Source organism: Azospirillum sp. B4, from assembly GCF_000333275.1.
In the GTDB taxonomy this organism is placed as follows: Bacteria; Pseudomonadota; Alphaproteobacteria; order Azospirillales; family Azospirillaceae; genus Nitrospirillum.
Map to the genome: position 1 here is coordinate 144834 of NZ_BACU01000527.1, position 23564 is coordinate 168397.

General features: G+C 68.6%; 21 protein-coding genes. 10 read left to right on the forward strand and 11 right to left on the reverse strand.

Annotated elements, in window-relative coordinates; genetic code table 11:
* Nucleotides 1–84 precede the first annotated feature (84 nt).
* The 8 genes from rpmG to I55_RS23420 form a co-directional block, all read right to left on the reverse strand.
* A complete protein-coding gene (gene rpmG / locus I55_RS23385; RefSeq protein WP_044562980.1) occupies nt 85–252 on the reverse strand; it encodes a 50S ribosomal protein L33 in 168 nt (55 codons plus the stop codon).
* Nucleotides 253–560: 308 nt separating this feature from the next.
* Entirely contained in the window at nt 561–2159 is a 1599-nt protein-coding gene (locus I55_RS23390; protein WP_148293924.1) for a S41 family peptidase, read from the reverse strand.
* A gap of 25 nt (nt 2160–2184) precedes the next feature.
* A complete protein-coding gene (locus I55_RS23395) occupies nt 2185–2586 on the reverse strand; it encodes a DUF983 domain-containing protein (RefSeq protein ID WP_252181281.1) in 402 nt (133 codons plus the stop codon).
* Between the two features lie 188 nt (nt 2587–2774).
* Entirely contained in the window at nt 2775–3167 is a 393-nt protein-coding gene (locus I55_RS23400) for a VOC family protein (protein WP_044562981.1), read from the reverse strand.
* The gene (gene rnr, locus I55_RS23405; RefSeq protein ID WP_252181282.1) at nt 3168–5501 is read right to left on the reverse strand and encodes a ribonuclease R; all 2334 of its coding nucleotides are present in this window, start codon (nt 5499–5501) and stop codon (nt 3168–3170) included.
* Between the two features lie 31 nt (nt 5502–5532).
* Nucleotides 5533–8235, reverse strand: a complete 2703-nt coding sequence (topA, locus tag I55_RS23410) for a type I DNA topoisomerase (RefSeq protein WP_044562983.1) — start codon at nt 8233–8235, stop codon at nt 5533–5535.
* Nucleotides 8236–8305: 70 nt separating this feature from the next.
* On the reverse strand, nt 8306–9439 hold the full coding sequence (dprA, locus tag I55_RS23415) for a DNA-processing protein DprA (RefSeq protein WP_044562985.1): 1134 nt from the start codon (nt 9437–9439) through the stop codon (nt 8306–8308).
* The gene (locus tag I55_RS23420; protein WP_044562986.1) at nt 9440–10360 is read right to left on the reverse strand and encodes a hypothetical protein; all 921 of its coding nucleotides are present in this window, start codon (nt 10358–10360) and stop codon (nt 9440–9442) included.
* 183 nt (nt 10361–10543) lie between these two features.
* On the opposite strand from I55_RS23420, the gene I55_RS23425 reads away from it, so the two are divergent.
* Nucleotides 10544–11041 carry a MarR family winged helix-turn-helix transcriptional regulator gene (locus tag I55_RS23425; RefSeq protein ID WP_044562987.1) on the forward strand — a complete coding sequence of 166 codons (498 nt, stop codon included), beginning with the start codon at nt 10544–10546 and terminating at the stop codon, nt 11039–11041.
* Nucleotides 11038–12306, forward strand: a complete 1269-nt coding sequence (locus I55_RS23430; RefSeq protein WP_044562988.1) for an MFS transporter — start codon at nt 11038–11040, stop codon at nt 12304–12306. Before I55_RS23425 ends, I55_RS23430 begins: the two co-directional genes overlap by 4 nt.
* Here I55_RS23430 and I55_RS23435 read toward each other — a convergent pair.
* Both I55_RS23435 and I55_RS23440 read right to left on the reverse strand, forming a co-directional pair.
* A complete protein-coding gene (locus I55_RS23435; protein ID WP_044562990.1) occupies nt 12290–13669 on the reverse strand; it encodes a PAS domain-containing sensor histidine kinase in 1380 nt (459 codons plus the stop codon). The two genes, I55_RS23430 and I55_RS23435, sit on opposite strands and share 17 nt — an antisense overlap.
* Nucleotides 13659–15080 carry a sigma-54 dependent transcriptional regulator gene (locus I55_RS23440; protein ID WP_044562991.1) on the reverse strand — a complete coding sequence of 474 codons (1422 nt, stop codon included), beginning with the start codon at nt 15078–15080 and terminating at the stop codon, nt 13659–13661. Before I55_RS23440 ends, I55_RS23435 begins: the two co-directional genes overlap by 11 nt.
* Before the next feature lie 145 nt (nt 15081–15225).
* Here I55_RS23440 and I55_RS23445 point away from each other — a divergent pair, with 145 nt between their 5' ends.
* The 3 genes from I55_RS23445 (at nt 15226) to I55_RS23455 (ending at nt 17910) form a co-directional block, all read left to right on the forward strand.
* Nucleotides 15226–15711 (forward strand): OsmC family protein, encoded by a 486-nt coding sequence (locus I55_RS23445; protein WP_044562992.1) that lies wholly within the window; start codon nt 15226–15228, stop codon nt 15709–15711.
* Nucleotides 15712–15922: 211 nt separating this feature from the next.
* Nucleotides 15923–17119 (forward strand): FAD-dependent monooxygenase, encoded by a 1197-nt coding sequence (locus I55_RS23450; RefSeq protein ID WP_044562994.1) that lies wholly within the window; start codon nt 15923–15925, stop codon nt 17117–17119.
* 92 nt (nt 17120–17211) lie between these two features.
* Nucleotides 17212–17910: a YafY family protein gene (locus I55_RS23455; RefSeq protein ID WP_044563048.1), complete on the forward strand. Its 699-nt coding sequence runs from the start codon at nt 17212–17214 to the stop codon at nt 17908–17910.
* Nucleotides 17911–17915: 5 nt separating this feature from the next.
* Here I55_RS23455 and I55_RS23460 read toward each other — a convergent pair whose 3' ends face one another.
* Nucleotides 17916–18305: a hypothetical protein gene (locus tag I55_RS23460; RefSeq protein WP_044562995.1), complete on the reverse strand. Its 390-nt coding sequence runs from the start codon at nt 18303–18305 to the stop codon at nt 17916–17918.
* A 165-nt stretch (nt 18306–18470) separates the two neighbouring features.
* On the opposite strand from I55_RS23460, the gene I55_RS35475 reads away from it, so the two are divergent.
* The 5 genes from I55_RS35475 to I55_RS23485 all read left to right on the forward strand — a co-directional run bounded on the left by I55_RS35475 (nt 18471) and on the right by I55_RS23485 (nt 23555).
* Nucleotides 18471–18992 (forward strand): hypothetical protein, encoded by a 522-nt coding sequence (locus I55_RS35475; protein WP_044562996.1) that lies wholly within the window; start codon nt 18471–18473, stop codon nt 18990–18992.
* A gap of 114 nt (nt 18993–19106) precedes the next feature.
* Nucleotides 19107–19760 (forward strand): OmpW family protein, encoded by a 654-nt coding sequence (locus tag I55_RS23470; RefSeq protein WP_044562997.1) that lies wholly within the window; start codon nt 19107–19109, stop codon nt 19758–19760.
* Nucleotides 19761–20056: 296 nt separating this feature from the next.
* Nucleotides 20057–21550, forward strand: a complete 1494-nt coding sequence (locus I55_RS23475) for a PAS domain-containing methyl-accepting chemotaxis protein (protein WP_044563049.1) — start codon at nt 20057–20059, stop codon at nt 21548–21550.
* Between the two features lie 264 nt (nt 21551–21814).
* Nucleotides 21815–22937 (forward strand): peptide chain release factor 2 gene (gene prfB, locus I55_RS23480; RefSeq protein WP_148293925.1). Its coding sequence is split into 2 segments (ribosomal slippage): nt 21815–21883 and nt 21885–22937, totalling 1122 coding nucleotides; the frame shifts between segments, so codons are not numbered across the junction.
* A gap of 420 nt (nt 22938–23357) precedes the next feature.
* Nucleotides 23358–23555, forward strand: coding sequence for an IS110 family transposase (locus I55_RS23485; protein ID WP_044562999.1), 198 nt, complete (start codon nt 23358–23360; stop codon nt 23553–23555).
* Nucleotides 23556–23564: the final 9 nt, after the last annotated feature.

Below are 23564 nucleotides of genomic sequence, written 5' to 3' on the forward strand. Positions count from 1 at the left end.
GTGTCCACCGGGTTCCGGATCCTCGCCGCCAGCCTGGGCGGGGCGAGGGCCTGGAACGGCGCGCCCGATACGGGCGCGCGGGACTTACTTGATCTTGGCTTCCTTGAAGATCACGTGCTTGCGCGCGACCGGATCATACTTCCGGAATTCCAGCTTCTCGGTCGTCTTGCGCGGGTTCTTCTTCTTCACGTAGAAGAAGCCGGTTTCAGCGGAGCTGATCAGACGGATCAGCACGGTGTTCTGCTTGGCCATGACCTTTAATCCCACCTACGACAACCCCGTTCGGTCGCCGGCGCGGCGGGTCGGGGGCGGTCAAAATCAATTCCGTACCGTGACCCTCTGGGGCACGGCGTCGCGGCACTTTAGTCAGCGGCACCTGAGAGTCAAGGCCAAAGAGCCATACGCGCCGGGAACGGGCGTTGGGGCAGGGGATGCGCGCGGCGCATGAGGCGGCAGGCGCCGCCGGCGGCTGTCCATGGCCTTCCGATCATCATCAACGCGGGGCCACTGATTCGATCATGTGGGGCGCCGGGCGGAATGGCGGTCCGGGACCGGCCGGGCTATGGGCTGTTCTCGGCCGCCGGCTGGTCGGCCAGCAGCGTCTGGCTTGCCAATTGGGCCCGGCGCAGCAGGGCGGGGCTGGTCAGCAGGGTCTCCGCCACCCTCAGGTCCACGGCTTGCGGCCGGTTGCGTTCCGCCGGACAAGCGGCGCGGGTGGCGGCTGGGCGGGGCTGGGCCCGCAAGGCGGCCAGGATGGCGTCGGCGTCGGTGATGCCCGCCGTGCACAGGGCGGGGGCCAGGCCCTGGTGGTCGAACATGCGGCCGCTGGGCGTCACGATGCGCGACCAGGTGATGAACAGCTCCCCGCCATTGGGCAGGGGTGCCACGGTCTGCACCACGCCCTTGCCGAAGCTGGTGGTGCCCACGTCCAGTGCCCGGCCGCTGTCGACCAGGGCGCCCAGCACGATCTCGGCGGAGGAGGCGGTCTGCCCGTCGGCCAGCACCACCAGGGGGGCGCCGTCCAGGACGTCGCCGGGGGTGGCGTCGTAATGCTGCACGCTGTCGGGGTGGCGGCCGATGGTGTTCAGGATGGGGCCGCCGGGCATGAACAGGTCGGCCACCGCCACCGCCTGGTCCAGCAGGCCGCCGGTGTTGCCGCGCAGGTCCAGAACCCAGCCGGTGGGCGCGGCCCCGGTGGCATCCCCGTCCCGCAGATGGCGGACGGCGGCGGCCAGGGCGTCCGCCGTGCCGGCGTTGAACCGGCTGACATGCAGCACGCCCACCGGGCCCGCCCGCTCCGCCGTCACCGTGGGCAGGATGATGCGCTGCCGGCTGATCAGCACGGTCAGCGCCGTGGCGCCCCGGCTGACGCGCAGGGGCACGCCCGTCCCCTCCGGACCGCTGAGGCGGGCCATGACCGCCTCCACCGTCAGGGCGGTGCCGCCGCCGGTGCCGTCCACCGGCTGGCCGCCCACGGCGGTGATCAGGTCGCCCACCCACAGGCCGGCGACGGCGGCCGGGCTGCCGGGGGCGACGGCGATGATGCGGAAGCCGCGCTGTGTCTCCTCCAGCGTCACGCCGATGCCGACGTAGCCCTCCCGCCGGGTCCGCTCCGTCCGCGCCGCCGCCGGCACCGAATAGCGGCTGTAGGGGTCCAGGTCCGCGGTCGCCCCCTCCAGCAGGGCGCGGTAGAGCAGGTCCCGCGTCTGGTCGGCGGGGGTCAGGTCGGGGGCTTGCGCCGCCGTCCAGTCGGTGATCGTGGCGGCGGCATGGGCCCAGGCCCGTACTTCCGGGCCGTTGGGCAGCGCGAAGGTGTGGGGTGCCCGATTGCCCACGGCCAGGGTCACGGCGGTGCCGCCCGGTTGCAGCGACACCGACAGGTTGGGGATGACCATGCCGGCATGGACCAGGCCATCAACCACCAGCCGGCGCATGTCCACGGGATCCAGGTACAGCTCGTCGATCTTGCCATAGGCGCTTTGGTAGAACTGCTCGGCGGTGACGGCGCCGCGCTCACCATGACCACTGGCGCAAGCCGCCAGGGCCAGTAAGCCGGCCACGGCCGACAGGCTCCGGCCCAGGGCGGCGCCCCGGCGGATGCAGGCCGATTTCAACAGGGCGTGCCGGACAGGACGTGCCCAGCCTGTGGCAGGGGCCACAGCACCTCCCGATTTGTTTTGTCCCTTAGCCGCGGATGCCCATGGCCCACTGCACGCCGATCACGGCCCCCTTGAACAGGGGCAGCAAGGCCAGCGACAGGCCCACGGTCAACGGCCCCCACAGGGCGGCATGCACCCAGAGGGCGGGATGAAAATTCTGTTCCACCGCCAGGGCGGCGCCCACCACGATATGGCCGACGACGAAGATGGTAAAGTAGGGCGGCGCGTCGTCGGCGCGGAATTTGCCCGTCTCCAGCCCGCAGTTGGTGCAGACCGGCGCCACCTTGGTGTAGCCGACGAACAGGGTGTGCGCGCCGCAGTTGGGGCAGCAGCGGCGGATGCCACGCATCATGGCCGTGCCGGCCATGCCCTTGGGTGGGGCGATGATCTCCTCCGGCGCGTCGGCCAGGGTGTCCGTGTCCATCATGATGTCCTCCATCCGGGCGACGCGGGCCTCGCGGGCTGCCCTCGGGTGTTCATCGACGGGAGGGACGGGGTCGGTCGTCATGGCCTAGATGATGGGTACGGCCGGAGCCATGGTCCAGACGCGTTTGCCGGACGTCAGCTCTGCCATCAACACTTGTTGTGATTTGTGGGAATTGTGAACCAGGCGAATCAGCTGTTCAGCTGCAGCAGATCCCAGCGTGTGCCGTAGAGATCCTGGAACACGACGACGGTGCCATAGGCCTCCACCCGCGGCTCCTCACAGAAGGTGACGCCGGCGACCGTCATGCGGTGGTAATCGCGCCAGAAATCGTCGGTGCGCAGGAACAGGAAGACGCGGCCGCCCGCCTGGTTGCCGATGGCGGCCTCCTGCTCCGCCCCCACCGCCTTGGCCAACAGCAGACGCGTCTCATTTGATCCCGGCGGCGCCATCACCACCCAGCGCTTGCCCCCGCCCAGGTCGGTGTCCTCCACCGCGTTGAAGCCCAGGACATCGCGGTACCACGCCTTGGCCTCGTCATAGTCACGCACGATCAGGGCGACGCTACCGATGAACTGGCTCATTCATTTATCCTTCAGCGGGGGCCGCTTGACGCGGGCCTTGGTGGCGGCCGTCCTGGTCAGGCGGGCGCGGCCGCCCTTACCGTCGAATTTGCCGCCGGCCAGCCAGGGCGCGTCGTCGGTGTCCTCGCCCAGCAGGGCGAAGACCATGCTGCCGGAAATGCGGTCGGCTTCCACCAGCCGCACCTTGACGATCGTGCCCAGGCGATAGGTGCGGCCCCAGCGGCGGCCCACCAGCTGGTGGTTGGCCTCGTCATGGTCGTAGAAGTCGTCCGGCAGGGTGGAGATGGGCACCAGGCCGTCGGCGCCCGTCTCGTCCAGGGTGACGAACAAGCCGAAACGGGTGACGCCGCCGATGCGGCCGGTGAAGGTGCCGCCCACCCGGTCCGACAGGTAGGCCGCGACATAGCGGTCCAGGGCGTCGCGCTCCGCCGTGGCGGCGCGCCGTTCGGTGACGGAGATATGCTCCCCCACCTGCACCAGGCGGCCCGCTTCCTCCTCATCCAATCCGCCCGGCCCCAGGCCGTAGGCCTTCACCAGGGCGCGGTGCACCACCAGGTCGGCATAACGCCGGATGGGGGAGGTGAAGTGGGCGTAGCGGGGCAGGGCCAGGCCGAAATGGCCGATGTTCTCCGGCTGATACAGCGCCTGGCTCTGGCTGCGCAGGATGACGGTGTTCACCAGGTCCGCTTCCGGCGTGTCGGCCGCCTTGGCCAGGATGCGGGTGAACAGGATGGGCTTCATTACCTGGCCCTTGGCCAGGGTGTAGCCCAGGGAGCCCAGGAACTGGCGCAGCGCCTCCAGCTTGTCGCGCGCCGGTTCGGCGTGCACGCGGTACATGCAGGGGCTGTGCTTGGCTTCCAGCGCCTCCGCCGCCGCCACGTTGGCGGCGATCATGAATTCCTCGATCAGGCGGTGGCTGTCCAGGCGGGGGCGTACGCCGATGCTCTGGATGGCGCCGGCCTCATCCAGCTTCACCACCCGTTCCGGCAGGTCCAATTCCAGCGTGCCGCGGGCGTCGCGGGCTTTCTGCAACACGGCGAAGGCGCCGTATAGCGGCGTGATCACCGTGTCCATCAGCGGGCCGGTCAACTCATCCGGCTCCCCATCCCGGGCCTTCTGCGCCTGGGTGTAGGTCAGGCGCGCGACGGAGCGCATGAGGCCGCGCACGAAGCGGTGGCGTTTCAGCCGGCCCTGGCTGTCGATCCACATATGGACCGCCAAGCAGGCGCGGTTGACCTGCGGCTTCAGGGAGCACAGTTCGTTGGACAGCGCCTCGGGCAGCATGGGCACGACACGGTCGGGGAAATAGACGCTGTTGCCCCGGTCAAAGGCGTTGCGGTCCAGCGCCATGCCCGGCCGGACGTAGAAGCTGACGTCGGCGATGGCCACCAGCAGGTGCCAGCCGCCGGGGTTGTTGGGATCGGTGTCGGGCTCGGCGAAGACGGCGTCGTCGAAGTCGCGCGCATCCTCGCCATCGATGGTCACCAGGGGGAAGTCGCGCAGGTCGGTGCGCCCTTCCACCGTGGGCTCGGGGGCGGCTTCCGCCTCGTCGATCGCCGCTTTCGCGAACTGGGTGGGGATGGCGTGTTGGGCGATGGCGATCAGGCTGACGGCGCGCGGCTCCTCGATGCTGCCCAGCCGTTCCACCACCCGCACCTGCTTCAGGCCCAGGCGGGAAGAGGGCAGCAGTTCGGCCACCACCAGCTCGCCCGGCTGCGCGCCCTCGGCATTGGCATCGGCCACGGCGAATTCCGCCTTGGCGCGGCGGTCCACCGGCTTCAGCCGGCCGCCGTCGCGGGCGCGCTCATAGACGCCGACGATGCGCGTGGCCGTGCCGCCCTCCAGCTTGCGCATGGTGCGGCCTTCGTAAACGTCCTCGCCGTCGGCTTGCGGTTGGCGCGACAGGCGGGCCAGGACGCGGTCGCCCACCGCCAGGGCGGGATGGCCGCGTTTCTCGGCGGCCATGTAGATGCGCGGCGGCGGCGCCTCGTGGGCCCAGGTGGTGGGCCGGGCCAGCACTTCGCCATCCGGCGTCACTTCGCTGACGATCAGCACCGCCACCTCGGGCAGGGCGGCCGGCACGCCGACGCGGCGGCCCTCGCCCTTCTCGATGCTGCCCTCGGTCTCCAGATCCTTCAGCAGTTCCTTCAGGACGATGCGGCCGTCGCCGGTGATGTTGAAGGCGCGCGCGATCTCCCGCTTGCCCACGGGCACCGGGCTGGACTGGATGAAGTCCAGGATCTCTTCCCGGGTGGGGAAGGGGGCGTCGGCCGCGCGGCGGGCCGGCACCGGCCTGGGCGTAGCCCGCCGGGGGCCTTCCGGGCGCTTCGGCATGGTGATTCCTTAAACCTGGGGAGCGGCGGGCTCAGTCGCCCGCCGCCGCCTTCTTCACTGTTTTGGGCTTCACTGTTTTGGCGGCCGCCGGCTTCTTCGCCGCCGTGGTGGTCTTCTTCGGGGCGGCCGCCTTCTTCTCGGCCGCCGCCTTGGTGGTTGCCGCTTTCGTGGGCGCCTTCTTGGCCGCCGCCTTTTTCGGCTTCTCCTCGCCCTCGGCCGCCGCCGGCTTCTTGCCGCCGTCCTTGGCCGCCTTGGCCGCCAGCAGCTCCACCGCCTGTTCCAGGGTGATGGTGTCGGCGTTGATGGCCTTGGGGATGCTGGCGAACAGCTTCAGGTGCTTGACATAGGGGCCGAAGCGGCCGCTGCCCAGGGTGATGGGCTTGCCGTCCTTGGGATGGTTGCCCAGCTCACGCCCCGCCACCGTCTTGCGCGCGGCCACACCGGCCAGCAGCACCGTCGCCCGGTTCAGGCCGATGGTCAGAACGTCGTCGTCCGGCGTCAGGTTCTTGTACGCGTCGCCATGCTTCAGATAGGGGCCGAAGCGGCCGATGCCGGCCGTGATCTCCTGCCCCGTCTCGGGATGCGGGCCCAGGCTGCGCGGCAGGGCCAGCAGGCGCAGGGCGATGTCCAGGTCCACGTCCTGCGGATTCAGGGCGCGCGGCAAGGACACGCGCTTGGGCTTGGGCTCATCCGGCGCGCCGGTCTGGACATAGACGCCGTAGGGCCCGCGCTTCATGGACACGGGGTAGCCCGTCTCCGGATCGTTGCCCAGTTCGCGGTCGGCGTTGCCTTCCTCCCCGCCCTCGACGCTCAGGGGGCGGGTATACTTGCAGCCGGGGTAGTTGGAGCAGCCGATGAAGGCGCCGTTCTTGCCCAGCTTCAGCGACAGCCGGCCATCACCGCAGACGGGGCAGACGCGCGGATCGCGCCCGCCCTCCGCCGGGGTGGGGAAGAAGTGCGGGCCCAGCGCCTCATCCAGCGCGTCAAGCACCTGGGTGATGGTCAGGTCCTTGGTCCCGTCCACGGCGCCGGAGAAGTCGCGCCAGAAATCCCGCAGCACCGTCTTCCAGTCGATGCGGCCGCCGGAGATGTCGTCCAGCTTGGTTTCCAGGTCGGCGGTGAAGCCGTACTCCACATACCGGTTGAAGAAGTTCTCCAGGAAGGTCGTGACCAGGCGGCCGCGGTCCTCCGGTTCGAACCGGCGCTTTTCCAGGCGGACGTAGTTCCGGTCCTGCAGCACCTGCAGGATGCTGGCGTAGGTGGAGGGCCGGCCGATGCCCAGCTCCTCCATCTTCTTCACCAGGCTGGCCTCGGTATAGCGGGGCGGCGGCTGGGTGAAGTGCTGGTCGGACTTGACCTCGCCCTTGGCCAGGTCGTCGCCGTCCTTCATGGCCGGCAGGCGGCTGTCCTTGTCCTCGTCATCGCCGGCGTCGTCGCGGTCCTCCTGATAGACCTTCAGGAAACCGTCGAAGGTGACGATGGAGCCGGTGGCGCGGAACTGTGCCTCCGCCTTGGGCGAGGTGATGTCGACCGACACCTGGTCCAGCTCGGCACTGGCCATCTGGCAGGCGATGGTGCGCTTCCACACCAGCTCGTACAGCCGCTGCTCATCCTTGTCCAGGAAGCGGCCCATCTGGTCCGGCCGGCGGAACATGTCGGTGGGGCGGATGGCCTCGTGCGCTTCTTGCGCATTCTTGGCGCTGGACTTGTAGACGCGCGGCGCGTTGGGCAGGTACTCGTTGCCGAAGGCCGAGGAGATCAGGCGGCGGGCGCCGTCGATGGCCTCGTTCGACAGCTGCACGCCATCGGTACGCATATAGGTGATCAGGCCCACCGTCTCGCCACCGATGTCCACGCCCTCATACAGCTTCTGGGCGATGCGCATGGTCTTGGTGGCGCCGAAGCCCAGCTTGCGGCTGGCCTCCTGCTGCAGGGTACTGGTGGTGAAGGGCGGGAAGGGGTTGCGGCGCACCTGGCGCCGTTCCACGCTGCGCACCGCGAAGGACAGCGGGCGGATGACCGCCAGGGCCGCGTCGGCGTCGCCCTTGTTGCCCAGGGTGAACTTGTCCAGCTTCTTGCCGTTCAGGCCCACCAGGCGGGCGGTGAAGGGAATGCCGGCGGGGGTGCGAAACTCCCCGTCGATGGTCCAATATTCCTGCGGGCGGAAGGCCTCGATCTCCGACTCGCGCTCGCAGATCAGGCGCAGGGCCACGGACTGCACCCGGCCGGCGGAGCGGGAGCCCGGCAGCTTGCGCCACAGCACCGGCGACAGGGTGAAACCCACCAGATAGTCCAGCGCGCGGCGCGCCAGATAGGCGTCCACCAGTTCCTGGTGCACATCGCGCGGATGGGCGATGGCGTCCAGGACGGCGGACTTGGTGATCTCGTTGAAGGTGACGCGCTTCACGTCCACCTTGCCGCTGATGCGCTTCTCATCCAGCAGCTGCTTGACGTGCCAGGCGATGGCCTCCCCTTCCCTGTCAGGGTCGGTTGCCAGGTAGATGCGGGTGGCGCCCCGGGCGGCCTTGGTGATGTCGTCGATATGGCGTTTGGAGCGGTCGCCCAGCTCCCACTCCATGGAGAAGTCTTCCTCCGGCTTCACCGAGCCGTCGCGCGCCGGCAGGTCGCGCACATGGCCGTAGCTGGCGAGAACGGTGAAATCATCGCCCAGGTATTTGTTGATGGTCTTCGCCTTGGCCGGCGATTCGACGATGACGACGTTGCTGCCCGACAAGGGGACCCCGCACTGCAATAGGTGGTGACGCTTTCCAGAACCGATCCCCGCGGCGCCGGCCCTCAGGCCTTCACGCCAGGCTGACCCGGCCGCCGGGATGGCGGTGCAGACGGCCCGCCAGTTCCAGTTCCAGCAGGATGGTCAGCACCACCGCCGCAGACAATTGGCAGTCCCGGACAATTTCGTCAATGTGTACCGGGGTGGGGCTTAAGCACAGGGTGACCCGCGGACGGGCCGCCTCCATCTCCTTCTCCCCGGGGTCGACCGGGGGCGGGACCGGCCCGCCGCCCACGGCCGGTGCGTTGAACGCCGCCATTCCCTGTGGCCCGAGATAGGCCAGAATGTCGTCGGCGGTCTCCACCAGCACGGCGCCATCCTTCAGCAGGCGGTTGCAGCCCTGGGCCCGGGGGTCCAGGGGGGAGCCGGGCACGGCGAACAGGTCGCGGCCCTGCTCCAGCGCCAGGCGGGCGGTGATCAGCGACCCGGACTTCAGCGCCGCCTCCACCACCAGCACGCCGCGTGACAATCCTGAGATCAGGCGGTTGCGCCGGGGGAAGTGGCGGGCCTGCGGCTCTGTCCCCGGCGGCGATTCGGCCACCAGGACCCCCTGTTCGGCGATGCGGCGGTGCAGATCCGCGTTTTCCGGCGGGTAGATGACGTCGACGCCGCCGGCCAGCGCCGCCACGGTGCACCGGTGCAGACTGGCCTCATGCGCCGCCGTGTCGATGCCCCGCGCCAGGCCGGAGACGACGGTGATCCCCGCCTCCGCCAGGTCGTGGGCGATCATGCCCGCCAGCTTGCGGCCGGTGAGGGAGGCGTTGCGGGCACCCACCACGGCGACGGCCGGGCGGCTGAGGCGGGCCGGGTCGCCCAGCACGGTGAGGACGGGCGGCGCGTCCTCGATGGCGGCCAGCTGGGGCGGATAGTCGGGCTCGCACCATGCCAGCAGGCGGGCGCCCATGCGGTCCAGGATCGCCAGTTCCCGTTCCGCCCCCGCGCGGGGAACGATGCTCAGGGGACGGTCGCGGCCACCCCGGCGGGCCAGGTCGGGCAGGGCCTCCAAGGCCGCCGTGGGGGTGCCGAACCGCTCCATCAGGCGATGGAAGGTGACGGGCCCCACCGACTCCGTGCGCGTCAGGCGCAACCAGTCCAGGCGCTCGACAGGGGAAAGGGCGCGGCCGCGTTCCATTGACGTGAGGGCCATTTAATTCGGCTTCTCCGGAACCTTGAAGCCCAGATAGGTGCCGGCGCTGATGCCCAGCACGGCCAGCGTGTTGGGGTCGAAGGTGGGCATGGCCTTGCGCACCACCACCTCCACCAGGAACAGGGCGCCCAGCACCACCGTCCAAACCAGGGACTGGAAGCGGTGCAGGCTGATGCCGTTCTGGTCGGTCAGGATGTCGTGGAAGAAATCCTGCGATGCCAGCTTGGCCGCCAGGTCATCCAGCGTGTCGCGCAGCGCGGGGGTGGGGGTCGTCTGCCACTGCGCCAGCGCCGCCTGATAGTCGGCCAGGGTCTGGTTGGTCTTGTTCTGCTCCACCATCGCGGCACCCAGGGCCGTGCCGGTGCCGATGCCCATCAGGATCAGGGCCTGGTCGCTGAGGGTGTCCAGGTTCCCGGTCACCGCGAAAAGATAGAGATAAGAGATCAGGATGATGATGAACCACCAGCACATCTGCGACTGCGCCAGGCTGTAGGGCCGGCGCAGGGCCCTGGCCGTCCCGGTCCAGGTCCCCGTCTGGGTGCTGGCGGCGTGGGGCACCGTCGGGACGACGGCGCCGGGGGCGATGAAGGTCTGTGGCGCGCCGTCGCGCAGCATGTCACCCAGCCGGGCGCTGCCCCAGAAGGCGGCGATCGCGATGGCCAGCAGCAGGGCGCCGAACGCCTTGCTGTCGGTCTTGGAGGCGGGGTCCAGCAGCTTCCACACCGTGGCCAGGCGCGGCGCCGCCGTCTGCGCCCCGTCATCGACCACGATCGTGGTGCGCGGGGTGGCCGTCGGCGCGACGGCGGCGACTCCCGGCGTGGGCGCCTCCGTTGCTGGGGGCGTCGTCTGCGCCTGGGTCATCAGGGGAAGCCCGGCACCCAGCGATATCGCCAGGATGGCCGGCAGGATCAGTCCGCGCATGGTGTTTTTCTTTCTTCGGCCCCAAACCGGCGGGCAGCTTAGCCCGATACACCTAATGAGGGAACGATTAAAGAACGGGACGCAGTAAAGTGGTGACGTCCCAGGACAGCCATCACCAACGCACCGGGCTGATATACGAAGGTAAACTTCACAGTCCACCTTCGTATCTGCCAGAATGACGGCATGAGCGATTCCCCGACCAGGCCCGACACGGGCGACGCCGAGGCCGCCGCCGTGATGGCGACGGCGGTGGAGCTGCGCGTGCTGGTGGGGAAGATGATCCGCCGCCTGCGCGAGCAGGCCAAGACCAACGACTTGACGCCGTCCCAGATCGGTGTGCTGCGCCGGCTGGAGGATGGTGGTGCCGCCACCATCACCACCCTGGCCAGGGCGGAGGGCGTGCGCTCCCAGTCCCTGGGGGCCACGGTCGCGGCCTTGGAGGCGGCGGGCCTGGTGGCCGGCAATCCCGATCCGGCCGATGGCCGCCAGACCTTGTGGGAGCTGACCCCCGCCTGCCGGGAGTGGCTGCGGGTAAGCCGCGCCGCGCGGGAGGATTGGTTGTTCCGCACCATGAACGCCCGCCTGACGGCGACGGAGCGGGCGGAGCTGGGCCGCGCGGTCGATCTCCTGAAGCGTCTGGTGGCCAATGAGGATGCCGGCCCGGCGCAGGAGGAGGCATGACCGCGTCGCCTGCCGTCGGTTCCAACGCCACCGGCACCTTCCGCTCCTTCGCCAACCCAAATTTCCGCCTGTGGTTCGCCGGCAGCCTGATTTCCAACATCGGCACCTGGATGCAGCGCACGGCCCAGGACTGGCTGGTGCTGACGGAACTGGCCCATGTCAACGGCGCCTCGGCCGTGGGGATCGTCATGGCGCTGCAGTTCGGGCCCTTGGCCGTGCTGCTGCCCTTCAGCGGCTTCGCCGCCGACTATTTCGACCGCCGCCGCCTGCTGCTGGTCACCCAGGGGGCGTCCGGCCTGCTGGCCCTGGGGCTGGGCGCCTTGACCCTGCTGGGCGTGGTGCAACTGTGGCACGTCTATCTGTTCGCCCTGGGGCTGGGCTGCGTCGCCGCCTTCGACGCCCCGGCCCGCCAGACCTTCATCTCCGAGGTGGTGGGGGAGGCGGACCTGGCCAACGCCGTGGCCCTCAACTCCGCCTCCTTCAACGGCGCCCGCATGATCGGGCCGGCGGTGGCCGGCCTGCTGATCGCGGCCGTGGGCACCGGCTGGGTGTTCCTGATCAACGGCGCCTCCTACCTGGCGGTCATCGCCTCGGTGTCGCTGTTGCGCGCGGCGGACCTGCATCCCCGGGTGCGGGCGGTGCGCAGCCGGGGCAGCTTCGTCGAGGGCTTCCGCTATGTCTGGGGCCGGCCCGACCTGACGGCGGTGCTGGTGATGTTGTTCATCATCGGGGCGTTCGGCCTGAACTTCCCCATCTTCATCTCCACCATGTCGGTGCACGCCTTCGGGGCGGGGTCGGGGGAGTACGGCGTGCTCAGCTCCACCATGGCCATCGGCTCCGTCACCGGCGCGCTGCTGGCGGCGCGGCGGGCCGTGCCCACCATCCCGCTGTTGCTGGGGGCCGCCCTGCTGTTCGCGGCGGGATGCGCCCTGGCGGCGGTGATGCCCACGCCCTGGCTGTTCGGCGTCACCCTGGTGATCGTCGGCGTGGCGGCCCAGACCTTCACCACCTCCACCAACAGCCTGGTGCAGCTGTCGACGGACAGCGCCATGCGCGGCCGGGTGGTGGCCCTGCTATTGGCCATCGCCATGGGCGGCACCCCCCTGGGCGCCCCCATCGTCGGCTGGGTGGCGGACGTGGCCGGGCCGCGCTGGGCCCTGGGTCTGGGCGCCGCCTCCGGCCTGGTGGCGGCGCTGGTGGGTGTGCGCTATCTGGTCCGGCACACCGGCTGGCGCCTGCGGGGCGCCCTCAAAACCTCAGCGTGAACACCGTGCCCCCACCCTGCACGGGCGATGCCGCGATGGTGCCGCCGTGGGCCAGCATGATCTGGCGGGCCAGCGGCAGGCCGATGCCGCTGCCTTCGCGCTTGGTGGTGTAGAAGGGCACGAAGATCTTGTCGGCCACGTCGGGCGGGATGCCGGGGCCGTTATCGCGCACCAGCAGGTTCAGATGGCCAGTGACGTCCAGGTGGCCGGCCAGGGTGATGGCGGGCGGTCGGGTGGCCGTGCCGCCGGCCTTCGCCTCGTCCAGGGCCTCCACCGCGTTCTTCACCAGGTTGATCAGCACCTGGTCGATCAGGTCTGGGTCGGCGCTGATCTCCAGCGGCGGCGGCAGCACCACCACGTCCAGTGCCACGCCATGCTCGGCCAGGGCCGGGCCCATCAGCCGCTCCACCCGCCCGAACAGGTCCCGCACCTTCAGCCGGTCCACTTTCGGACGTGGCATCTGGGTGAAGCGGCGGTAGCGTTCGACGAAACGCAGCAGGCCGCCGGCGCGTCGGGTGACGGTGTCCATGGCTTCGCCCGCGTCGGCCGCGTCCAACAGCACGGCGGGTGGCAGGCCGGGTATGGTTTCCAGTTGGGTGCGCAGGTCGGCCAGCAGCGACTGCGCCGTTCCGGCCAAGGAAGAGACCGGCGTCAGCGAATTCATCATCTCATGCGTCAGCACCCGCACCAGGTCCGACCAGGCCTTGACCTCCGTCGCCTCCAGCTCCCCGCCGATGTTCTGGAGGGAGACCAGCAGGCGCGGCCCCTCCGCCAGGGTCAGTTGCGTGGCCCGCACCGTCAGGTGCAACGGCGTGATGCCGCCCGCCACCTTCAGCAGGGCGTTCTGCCCCGGTTCCAGCACGCGCAACGCGGAGGCCAGGGTGCCGCCGTCCACCAGCTGGCGGTTCAGGTCGTCATGGCCGATCAGGCGGCGGGCGACGGTGTTCAGCAGGTTGACGCGGCCGTCGGGATGCACCTCCGCCAGGGCCACCGGCACATGCTCCACCAGCACGTTCAGATAGTCGGCCTTGCGCTCCGTGTCGGCGCGGGCGTCGCGGAATTTGTCGAACACCCCGGCGAAGGCGCGGCCCAGCTCCTGGAAGCTGGGGCCCATGGCGCGGTAGTTGAAGCTTTGGGTGAAGTCGGAATGGCTGAGCGCGTTCAGGAAGCGCGCCAGCTCGCGGTTGGTGGTGTTCACCACCCGGACCACGCCGCCGATCTGCAGGGCGATCAGCACCAGGACCAGCAACTCGGTGGCGTGGTAGTCCGTCGCCTCCAGCAGCAGGCCCAACGCCACGCAACTGAGGCACAGCAGCGTCACCCGCAGGGTCAGCGCCGTGCTGAACGACGACTTAAAGACCATGCTTCTCCATCCGGCGGTAGAGGGAGGTGCGGGTGATGCCCAGTTCGTTGGCGGCGTGGCTGATGTTGCCCTGGTGCTTTTCCAGCGCCCGGCGGATCACCTGCGCCTCCACCGTTTCCAGGTCCAGCGTGCCCAGCGTGAAGTCGCCATCGGCGCCGGTCGCCAGGAGCGGCGGGGCCGCCGCCGGCCGGGGCGCGCCGCCGGGGGCGGAGGGCAGGGAGAAGTCCTCCGCCTCCAGCACGTCGCCGGCGCCCAGGATCATGGCGCGCTCCACCGCGTGGCGCAGGGCGCGGACGTTGCCCGGCCAGTGATAGGCCTTCAGCCGCGCCAGCGCGTCGTCGGACAGGCGGCGGGGCGGGATGGCGTACTTGCGGGCGTACAGGCCCATGAAATGCGCCACCAGCGCCGGAATGTCGTCCGCCCGGTCGCGCAACGGGGGCAGGCGCAATTCCACCGTGTTGATTCGGTACAGCAGATCCTGGCGGAAGGTGTCCGGGCTCTCCAGCTGCTCCACCGGCATGTTGGTGGCGGAGATCAGGCGCACGTCGATGGGGATGGGCCGGTTGCCGCCCACGGGGATGACCACCCGCTGCTCCAGCACCGACAGCAGCTTGCTCTGCTGGTACAGGGGCAGGTTGCCGATCTCGTCCAGGAATAGGGTGCCGCCATTGGCCGCGACCAGCCGGCCGACCCGGTCGTCCTTGGCGTCGGTGAAGGCGCCCTTCTTATGGCCGAAAAGCTCGCTCTCGAACAAATTCTCCGAGATGGCGCCCAGGTCGACCGCCACGAACACCTGGGACGCGCGGCGGGAGCGGCGGTGGATCTCCCGGGCGATCACCTCCTTGCCCGTGCCGTTCTCCCCCAGGATCAGGACGTTGGCGTCGGTGGGGGCGGCGCGGTCCACCAGGGTCAGCACCCGGGTCATGGCCGGGCTGCTGCCGATCAGGGCCTGCCCCGGCTGGTCCAAGGCCGCCGCCAGCTCCTTGTTGCGGGCGCCCAGCTGCGCCGCCTCCCGCCGCGAGGCGGTCAGGGTCATGGCGCTCATCAGCGTGGCCACCAGCCGCTCGTTCGACCAGGGCTTCAGCACGAAGTCGCAGGCGCCCTGCTTCATCGCTTCCACCGCCGTGCCGACGTCGCCATAGGCGGTCATCAGGATGACCGACAGGGTCGGGTCGATCTCCAGCACCCGTTTCAGCCATTGGAAGCCCTCACGACCCGTGTTGGCGCCGATGGCGAAGTTCATGTCCAGCAGGACGGCGTCGAACGCCTCCTCCTTCAGCAGCAGGGGGATGCGGTCGGGCTGGCTCTCGGTGTGGACCAGGATGCCTTCGCGCTTCAACAACAGGCGCGCGGCCACCAGGATGTCCTGGTCGTCGTCCACCATCAGGATGCGGCCGTTTTTCTGAGTCATCGGTGTGAAGTCCCCCACGATACTGTCCGGAAACGTACACCGCCTGAACCTTCAGCGCATGTCCGTTCTGCGGTGGTTCCCCTTGGCGGAACGGGAATGGCCCCGTCCAATGGGGCCACGGCAACCGTTGAGGGGAACCACCGCCATGGCGGGCAAGCAGCACACCTACCGCGTCACCGTCACCTGGACCGGGAACACGGGCGCCGGCACGGCGGGATACCGCGCCTACAGCCGCGACCATGAGATCGCCGCCGTGGGCAAGCCGGTCATTCCCGGCTCCTCCGATCCCGCCTTCCTGGGCGCCGCCACCCGCTACAACCCGGAGGAGATGCTGGTCGCCTCCCTCTCCGCCTGCCACAAGCTGTGGTATCTGCACCTGGCGGCGGAGGCGGGGCTGGTCGTCACCGCTTATCGCGACGCCGCCGAGGGCACGATGGCGGAGACGGGCGACGGCAACGGCCATTTCACCCGTGTCCTGCTGCGCCCCCACGTCAGCCTCTCGGCGGCGGGCACGGCCGGTGCCGATGTGGCATTGGCCCAGGCCCTGCATGAAAAGGCGCACCACTTCTGCTTCATCGCCAACTCGGTCAACTTCCCCGTGGAGACGGAAGGGACGGTCACTGTGGACTAGGCTGTAGCCAAGTTGGCTACACATCTTGTCAGAATCTGTGACATATGCGGCGTGTACTCGGGCGCGTGGGTAAACTATTCTCCACTACCATGAGTGTTCCCTTTGCGGGGCGCTTTACTTGGCAGAGGAGACGGTCCCCCATGCGCCGCGTTGATGATGCTCCCCCGCTGGCCTGTGGGCCGCGGCGGGGGCGCTGAGTGGGCGGATCAAAGTGCGCGCGCGCTATGACGCCGTGGTTCTGGGCGGTGGCCCGGCTGGCTTGGCCACCGCCCTATGCCTGCGGCGCTACAGCCCGGATGTGGCCATCCTGGTGGCGGAGGCCGGGCCGGCGGGGCAGCCGGGCATGGGCGCCAACGCCCCGCCGGAGCTGCTGCTGCCGGTGGGGCAACTGGGCCTGGTGGCGCGTTTCCGCGCCGGCGGCCATGTGCCCTGCCCGGGCAGCGCCTCCCTCTGGGGCGGCGGCCGGGTGACCAGCTGCGATTTCCCCTACAACCCCATGGGACCCGCCTGGCGGCTGGACCGTGCGCGCTTCGACGCCATGATGCTGGACGCGGCCGAGACGGCCGAGGTGGCCGTGGTCTTCGGCACCCGGTTCCAGCGGACCCAGGCCATGCCGGGCCTGGGTCACCGGCTGATGCTGGAGAGGGCGGGCACGCTGCACGCGGTGGAGACCCGCTGGGTGGTGGACGCCACCGGGGCGGAAGCGCGCTTCGCGCGGGCGCTGGGGGTGGATCGACAGGTGGACGACACCCTCTACGCCCTGGCGGCCGTCCTGCCGCTGCCGGGTGACCTGACCTGGCAGACCCTGATCGAGGCCACGCCCCAGGGCTGGTGGCAAGCCGTCCGTCTGCCGGAGGGGCAGGTGGCGGTCATGCTGGTGACCGACCAGGCGGGGCTAAATGACCTGGGGCTGCACGACGTGGGACCGCACGACGCGGGTACGGGCGCTGGGGCGGCCGCCTGGGGGCGGGCGCTGAACGCCACGCTGCATGTCGGCCCACGGTTGGCGGCGGCGGGGGTGGTCCTGGGCTTGCCGCGAGGTGCCGCGGACCCGCTGCCGCGGCGCTTCCAGTCCAGCCTGCTGATGCAGGTGGAGGGGACCGGTTGGGCGGCGGTGGGTGACGCCGCCGCGAGTTTCGATCCTGTGGCGGCCCATGGTCTCCACGCCGCGTTGGCGGACGGCGTGGCGGTGGGCCGTGAGGTGGCGCGGGCGCTGGGGGCGGCGCTGCCGCCGCCGTCCCGCGCCCGCGCGGTGGCCGTGGCACGGCGCCACGCCGATTATTGCCGCACCCGCGCCCAACTCTACGGACGGGAGACCCGCTGGCCGGATGCGCCCTTCTGGCGGGAGCGGCACAGCCGCGCGGCCCTGGCGCTGGCCGCCACCGGCGTGATGCCGTCGGAGGTGTGAGCGGGCCGACGGCTTCCGTCCAGGGGCGCCACGGGCTACCATGCCGCCCGCCCTTCGCCCCCCCCCCGTTGCCGTCCGAGGTTCCGCCGCCCGTGTCCCGCTCCGCCCGCCTGCTGGATCTGATCCAGGCCCTGCGCCGCCATCGCCGGCCGGTGACGGCGGCCGATTTGGCGGTGGAACTGGGCATTTCCATCCGCACCGTCTATCGCGACATCGCCACCCTGTCGGCCCAGGGCGTGCCGGTGGAGGGGGAGGCGGGGCTGGGCTATGTCCTGCGGCCCGGCTTCATGCTGCCGCCCCTGATGTTCGGCGATGACGAGATCGAGGCGCTGGTGCTGGGCCTGCGCTGGGTGGCCCAGCGGGGCGACGGCCCCCTGGGCCTGGCGGCGCACAACGCCAGCGCCAAGATCATGGCCGTGCTGCCCGCCGACCTGCGCGCCCTGGCGGAGGACAGCGGCTTGGTGCCGGTGTCGCTGAAGCCCACCGTGACCGAGCCGCGAGACCTGACGGAAATCCGCCGCGCCATCCGGATGGAGCGCAAGCTGCGCATCGCCTACACCGACGGCCAGGGCCGGCCCAGCGATCGCGTCATCTGGCCGTGCGCGCTGGCCTTCATGGAGCGCATCCGCATGGTGGTCGCCTGGTGCGAGACGCGGCAGGCCTTCCGCCATTTCCGCACCGACCGCATCGTCGAGGTGGCGGTGCAGGCCGACCGGTATCCCCGCCGGCGGCACGCCCTGCTGGCCGACTGGCGGGCGGAGATGGACGAATCCGAGCCCGAGGCGTCCTGACCGCTTCAGGACGCGGGCTTGGCGCCGTCGTAGGCCAGCAGCACCTCGGTATGGCCCTCTGCCAGGCGATGAGCCAGGGTGCCGGTCACGACCACCCGCCGGCCCAGCAGCGCGGGCGCCAGCTTGACGCCCTTGGGCATCTGCAGTTGAAGGGCGTCGATGGACGCCACATCCTCATCCGTCTCGGCCGTGCCGCCGGCCACACACACCATCTGCGGAAGGGTCAGCAGGTAATAGTCATCCTTGGGGCCTTTGGGGCCATGGACCAGGGTAATCTCCCCCGTCAGGGTCACCGGTTCCGGCTGGTAAGGCTGGCAGTCATGGGCCAAGGCGGCGGGAACGGGCAGGGCGGCACCGATGGCCAGGGCCAGCGGGAGGAGGGTCCGGAAACGCATGTGGATGTCCCAGGATCGACAGGGTGCGCGAAAGGTTCGGACCCTAACGCGTGCCGGCGGGTTTGGCGAGGGGCTGGGAGTCGTCGTCCGCCGTCCCGCCCTGCTGCCAGGATCTGTCAGGGGGTGACGGTATGATGCCACCCTGCCTATCGACGGAGTGTCGCCATGATCGCCCAACCCACCCCCGCCGTCCGCCCGTCCGGCCGGGTCAGTCCCACCGGGGGGTCGGAGTCCGCGCCGGGCTGGGTATGGGTGGCATCCTCGGGCGCCATCGGCCGGGCGCTGGCCGCCGGTGACCTGCGCCTGCCGGTGGGACGCGACGGGGCCCTGCTGCGCGTCGCGGCGGGGGAGCGCGTGGCCTGCTTCGCACCTGACGCGCAACCGGGCGGCGGCTGTTTCCTGGCGCTGGGCCATGTGCTGCCGGGCGGCATGACGGCGGACCGCGACGCGGTGGGAAGGGATTGGGCGTGCCGCCCGGTCGCCTATCCGGCGGCTGGACGTGTGCCCTTGGCGGCCGTGCTGGACGGCGCCCTGGCCGGCATGGGCTGGGGGATGAGCCTGCCCGTGGGCCTGATGCGGCTGGACGGTGGCAGCCTGGACGCCATCGCCGCCGCGCTGACGGAGGGGGAGGAACCAGCCATGGCCTTTCCGCCGGTCCGGATTGCGTCTCTTGTAGACGCCGATTGATGCAGGTCAGGGATGGTCCGCTGAAGATCCAATAAAAATTCCCTCATTGAAAATAAGGGTGGTGCCAAGGCGGTAGAACATTCGCCGGCTTCACTATTCAAGGAGGGGTAAGTGATGAAGTTCTTGTCCGTCACGGTGGCCGCCGCAGCTCTTCTGGCGGGGATTTACGGCGCGGCGCCGGCGGCGCGCGCTTCCGAGGCCGGCGACATCCTGATCCGGGGCCGTGCCCTGATCGTGGCGCCGGACGTGGGCAGCTCTCTCTCGTTGGGTGGGGCCGGCATTCCGGGTCACACCGACATCAGCACGGCCGTCGTGCCGGAGCTGGACTTCAGCTACTTCTTCACCGACAGCATCGCCGCGGAACTGATCGCCGGCACGACGCCGCACAACGTGAAGGCCACGGGCACGCCGCTGGGCAAGGTGGACCTGGGCAATGTCTGGCTGCTGCCGCCGACCCTGACGCTGCAGTACCACTTCATGCCGCATGAGAAGATCAGCCCCTATATTGGCGTCGGCGTGAACTACACGCTGTTCTATAACGTCGACAAGGGCGATGCCCTGGGCCTGAAGTACGACAACACCTTCGGCTATGCCTTCCAGGCCGGCGTGGACTACAAGCTGGACGACCATTGGTCGCTGAACCTGGACCTGAAGAAACTGATGCTGAACACCACGGCCACGGTGAACGCCGGGCTGGGCACGCCGATCAAGGCGGACGTTGACATCAACCCCTGGCTGGTCGGCGTCGGCGTGGGGTACCGCTTCTGAGGCTGGGATACTCCCCACTGGTTGTGAATGGGCCAAGCCGTCCCCGATGCCGGGGGCGGCTTGGTCTTTTTTAATGATTGTTAACAGTAAAATAATCCATCTCAAAAGGATAGAAAGCAACGGATTTGGCGTAAATGAGGCATAAATGACAAGCTAACCCTTTGATCGCGCGCAATTAACCAATATTCACCCAGGCTGCGCGTTAAGGAAGCCTTAAGATTCCGACCCTAATTTTAGGTTGTCCGGTCGAGAAACATCGACCACATGCAATAAAGAGAAAAGCGGGGTCGATCATGATGAGCGGGCTGTTTTCCAATATCGGAAACTCTGATGCTAAAGCTATTCTGGAAGCTGTGAACCGATCCCAGGCGATCATTGAATTCAAGATGGACGGTACCATCATCACCGCGAATGGGAATTTCCAGAAATTCATGGGTTACACCCTGGCGGAGATCCAGGGCCGTCATCACAGCATGTTCGTCGATGCCGACTACAGGAGCAGCGAGGAATACCGGAATTTCTGGGCTAGCCTGAACAGGGGTGAGTTCCAGACCGCTGAATTCAAGCGCCTGGCCAAGGGTGGCAGAGAGGTTTGGCTGCAAGCAACTTACACCCCCGTCATCGGCGCCGGCGGCAAGCCGGTGAAAGTTATCAAGATGGCATCCGACATTACCGCCCGCCGTCAGCGGAATGACGACCTGCGCAGTCAGTTGAAGGCGATACACAAGAGCCAGGCCGTCATCGAGTTTGATATGGACGGTATCGTCCTGACAGCCAATGAGAACTTCCTGAACGCCATGGGCTACGGCCTGGCGGAGATCCAGGGCCGGCACCACAGCATGTTCGTCGACGACGCCGTGAAGGCGAGCGCGGAATACAAGCGTTTCTGGGCGGCGCTGGGCCGTGGCGAGTTCCAGGCGGCGGAATACAAGCGCTTGGGCAAGGGCGGCAAGCCGGTTTGGATCCAGGCGACCTACAACCCCATCTTCGACATCAGCGGCAAGCCCTATAAGGTGGTCAAGTTCGCCACCGACATCACCAACCAGGTGCAGGCCCGCGACCGCCGCGCCGCCACGCAAAAGGTGATCTCCCAGGATCTGAGCGGCTTGGCCGGCGCCATGAACGTGACGGACGAGCAGGTCAGCCACGCCTCGAACGCCGCCATGATCTGCTCTGGCAACGTGCAGGCCATCGCCGGTGGGGCCACCGAACTGGTGGCCTCGATCGAGGAGATCAGCCGCCAGATGGCCGAGGCCTCCAAGATTTCCGAGGACGCGGTGCGCCAGACGGATCTGACCAACGCCTCCGTCACCGGCCTGCTGAACGCCGCACAACGCATCGGCGAAGTGGTGAAGTTGATCAGCGACATCGCCAGCCAGACCAACCTGCTGGCCCTGAACGCCACCATCGAGGCGGCGCGGGCGGGGGAGGCTGGCAAGGGCTTCGCCGTTGTCGCCACCGAGGTGAAGGCGCTGGCCAACCAGACGGCCAAGGCCACGGGCGAGATCGCCGAGCAGATCAGCACGGTGCAACTGGCCACCACCGACTCGGCCCGCGCCATCCAGGGCATCGGCGGCATCATCAACCGCATCAATGCCATCTCCGGCGCCATGGCGGCGGCGGTGGAGGAACAGAACGCGGTGGCCCGCGACATCTCCCGCAACATGCAGACCGCCGCCGATGGCGTCTCCAGCATCAGCGAAAGCATGACCAAGATCGCCGACGCCACCCAGGGCGCCAACGCTTTGACCCGCCGGATCAACGAGGCTTCGCTGGCCATGGTCGGCTGACGCCCCCACCTGGTTGACCCGGAACTTGAAAGGGCGTCCTCCGCGGGACGCCCTTTTTTTACGGACGAGCAGGAGCGGCACCGGCAAGGCGGTTTGGACGGTCGGCGCTAGCCGTCCAAGTCCCCACACCATGACACTCCCACTTCGGTCTTTGCACCCGCAACGCCGCCCGGCGGAAATCCAGGGTTCAAATTGGCCGGGGGACCGGCTATCTAAGCGGTCCGTTACGAGACCATTTCATGACCAGAGACGAGGAGGACCGCGATGCGGGCCGAGATCGAGGCGGTCGTCGAGGCTGTGCGACAGTCCTTGACGCTGCTGAGGAGGCATCTTTGACTGGGAAAATGCCCTCCGCCGCTATGACGAACTGAACGCCCTGTCGGAAGACCCCAAGCTGTGGGACGATTCCGACCGCGCGCAGAAGATCATGCGGGAAAAGACCCAGCTTGAGACCGCCATCGAGGGCTATCGCGCCCTTGAGCGCGACCTGAACGACGGCATCGAGCTGATCGGGATGGGCGAGCTGGAAGGCGACCAGGAGATCATCACCGACGCCGAACAGGGCCTGGTCGCCCTGCAGAAGCGCGCGGCGGCCTTGGAACTGGAAAGCCTGCTGTCGGGTGAGGCCGACGCCAACGACTGCTATCTGGAAGTGAACGCCGGCGCCGGCGGCACCGAGGCCCAGGACTGGGCCCTGATGTTGCTGCGCATGTACAGCCGCTGGGCCGAACAGCATAAGTTCAAGGTTGAACTGCTGGACGAGACCAACGGCGAAGAGGCCGGCATCAAGTCCTCTACCATCCAGATCAAGGGCCACAACGCCTATGGCTGGCTGAAGACGGAATCAGGCGTGCACCGCCTGGTGCGCATCAGCCCGTTCGACAGCCAGGCGCGCCGCCACACCAGCTTCTCCAGCGTCTCCGTCACCCCTGTCATCGACGACAAGATCGTGGTGGAGATCAACGAGAAGGACGTCCGCGTCGACACCTACCGCGCGTCGGGTGCCGGCGGCCAGCACGTGAACAAGACGGACTCGGCTGTGCGCCTGACCCACATGCCCACCGGCATCGTGGTCGCCTGCCAGCAGGAACGCAGCCAGCACAAGAACCGGTCCAAGGCCTGGGACATGCTGCGCGCCCGCATCTATGAGATGGAGCTGCGCAAGCGCGAGGAGGCCGCCGCCAACCTGGAGGCGCAGAAGACGGAGATCGGCTGGGGCCACCAGATCCGCTCCTACGTCCTGCAGCCCTACCAGATGGTGAAGGACCTGCGCACCGGCGTGGAAACCAGCCAGAGCGGCGCCGTTCTGGATGGCGACATCGATGAGTTCCTGCAGGCCGCCCTGGCCCACCGCATCAAGGGTCAAGGCGACGAGGCGGAGGCGTAAGCCTTCGCCCGCCAAGGGGGAACCCGACGAGGCGGAGGCGTAAGCCGCCGCTTTTCTATACTGTTCCGGTTAAGTAATGAAAAGGCCGGGGGCGATTCCCCGGCCTTTTCAGAATGAACGGTGCGCCATATGGACGTCTGGCGAGGACGCGCTGATCGCCCTTCGTCCAAGCCCCGGCGCCTTAGAGCTGGATGCGATCGCGCGTGATCGCGTTCCGCTTGTCTTATGAATTTCCGTGCCGACGGGCGACGATGGAATCGCTGGGAGAGGGCTGCACCCCTCTCCCAGCGGCGAGGGACGGATCGAGTGACCGCAGGCTGTTAACGAGCCGAGTTAGAGTTTGATCGCCCTCGTCTTTTCCATTGGCCTGAACGGATACCGGGGAGAAAGCCCCGTATGACAAGCAGAGGCACGGAAAAGATGAGCCAAGTTACCATCGGCGTGGATGTTTCGAAAGACACCCTGGACGCCTATCGCCTGTCCGACGGTGCCAAGCGGCGGTTCGGCAACGACAAAGCCGGTCATGCCGCCTTTGTCGCCTGGTGCGGCCAAGACGTCGCACGGGTGGTGTTCGAACCCACCGGGCCCTATCACCGGGCCCTATCACCGGGCCTTTGAGCGGGCGCT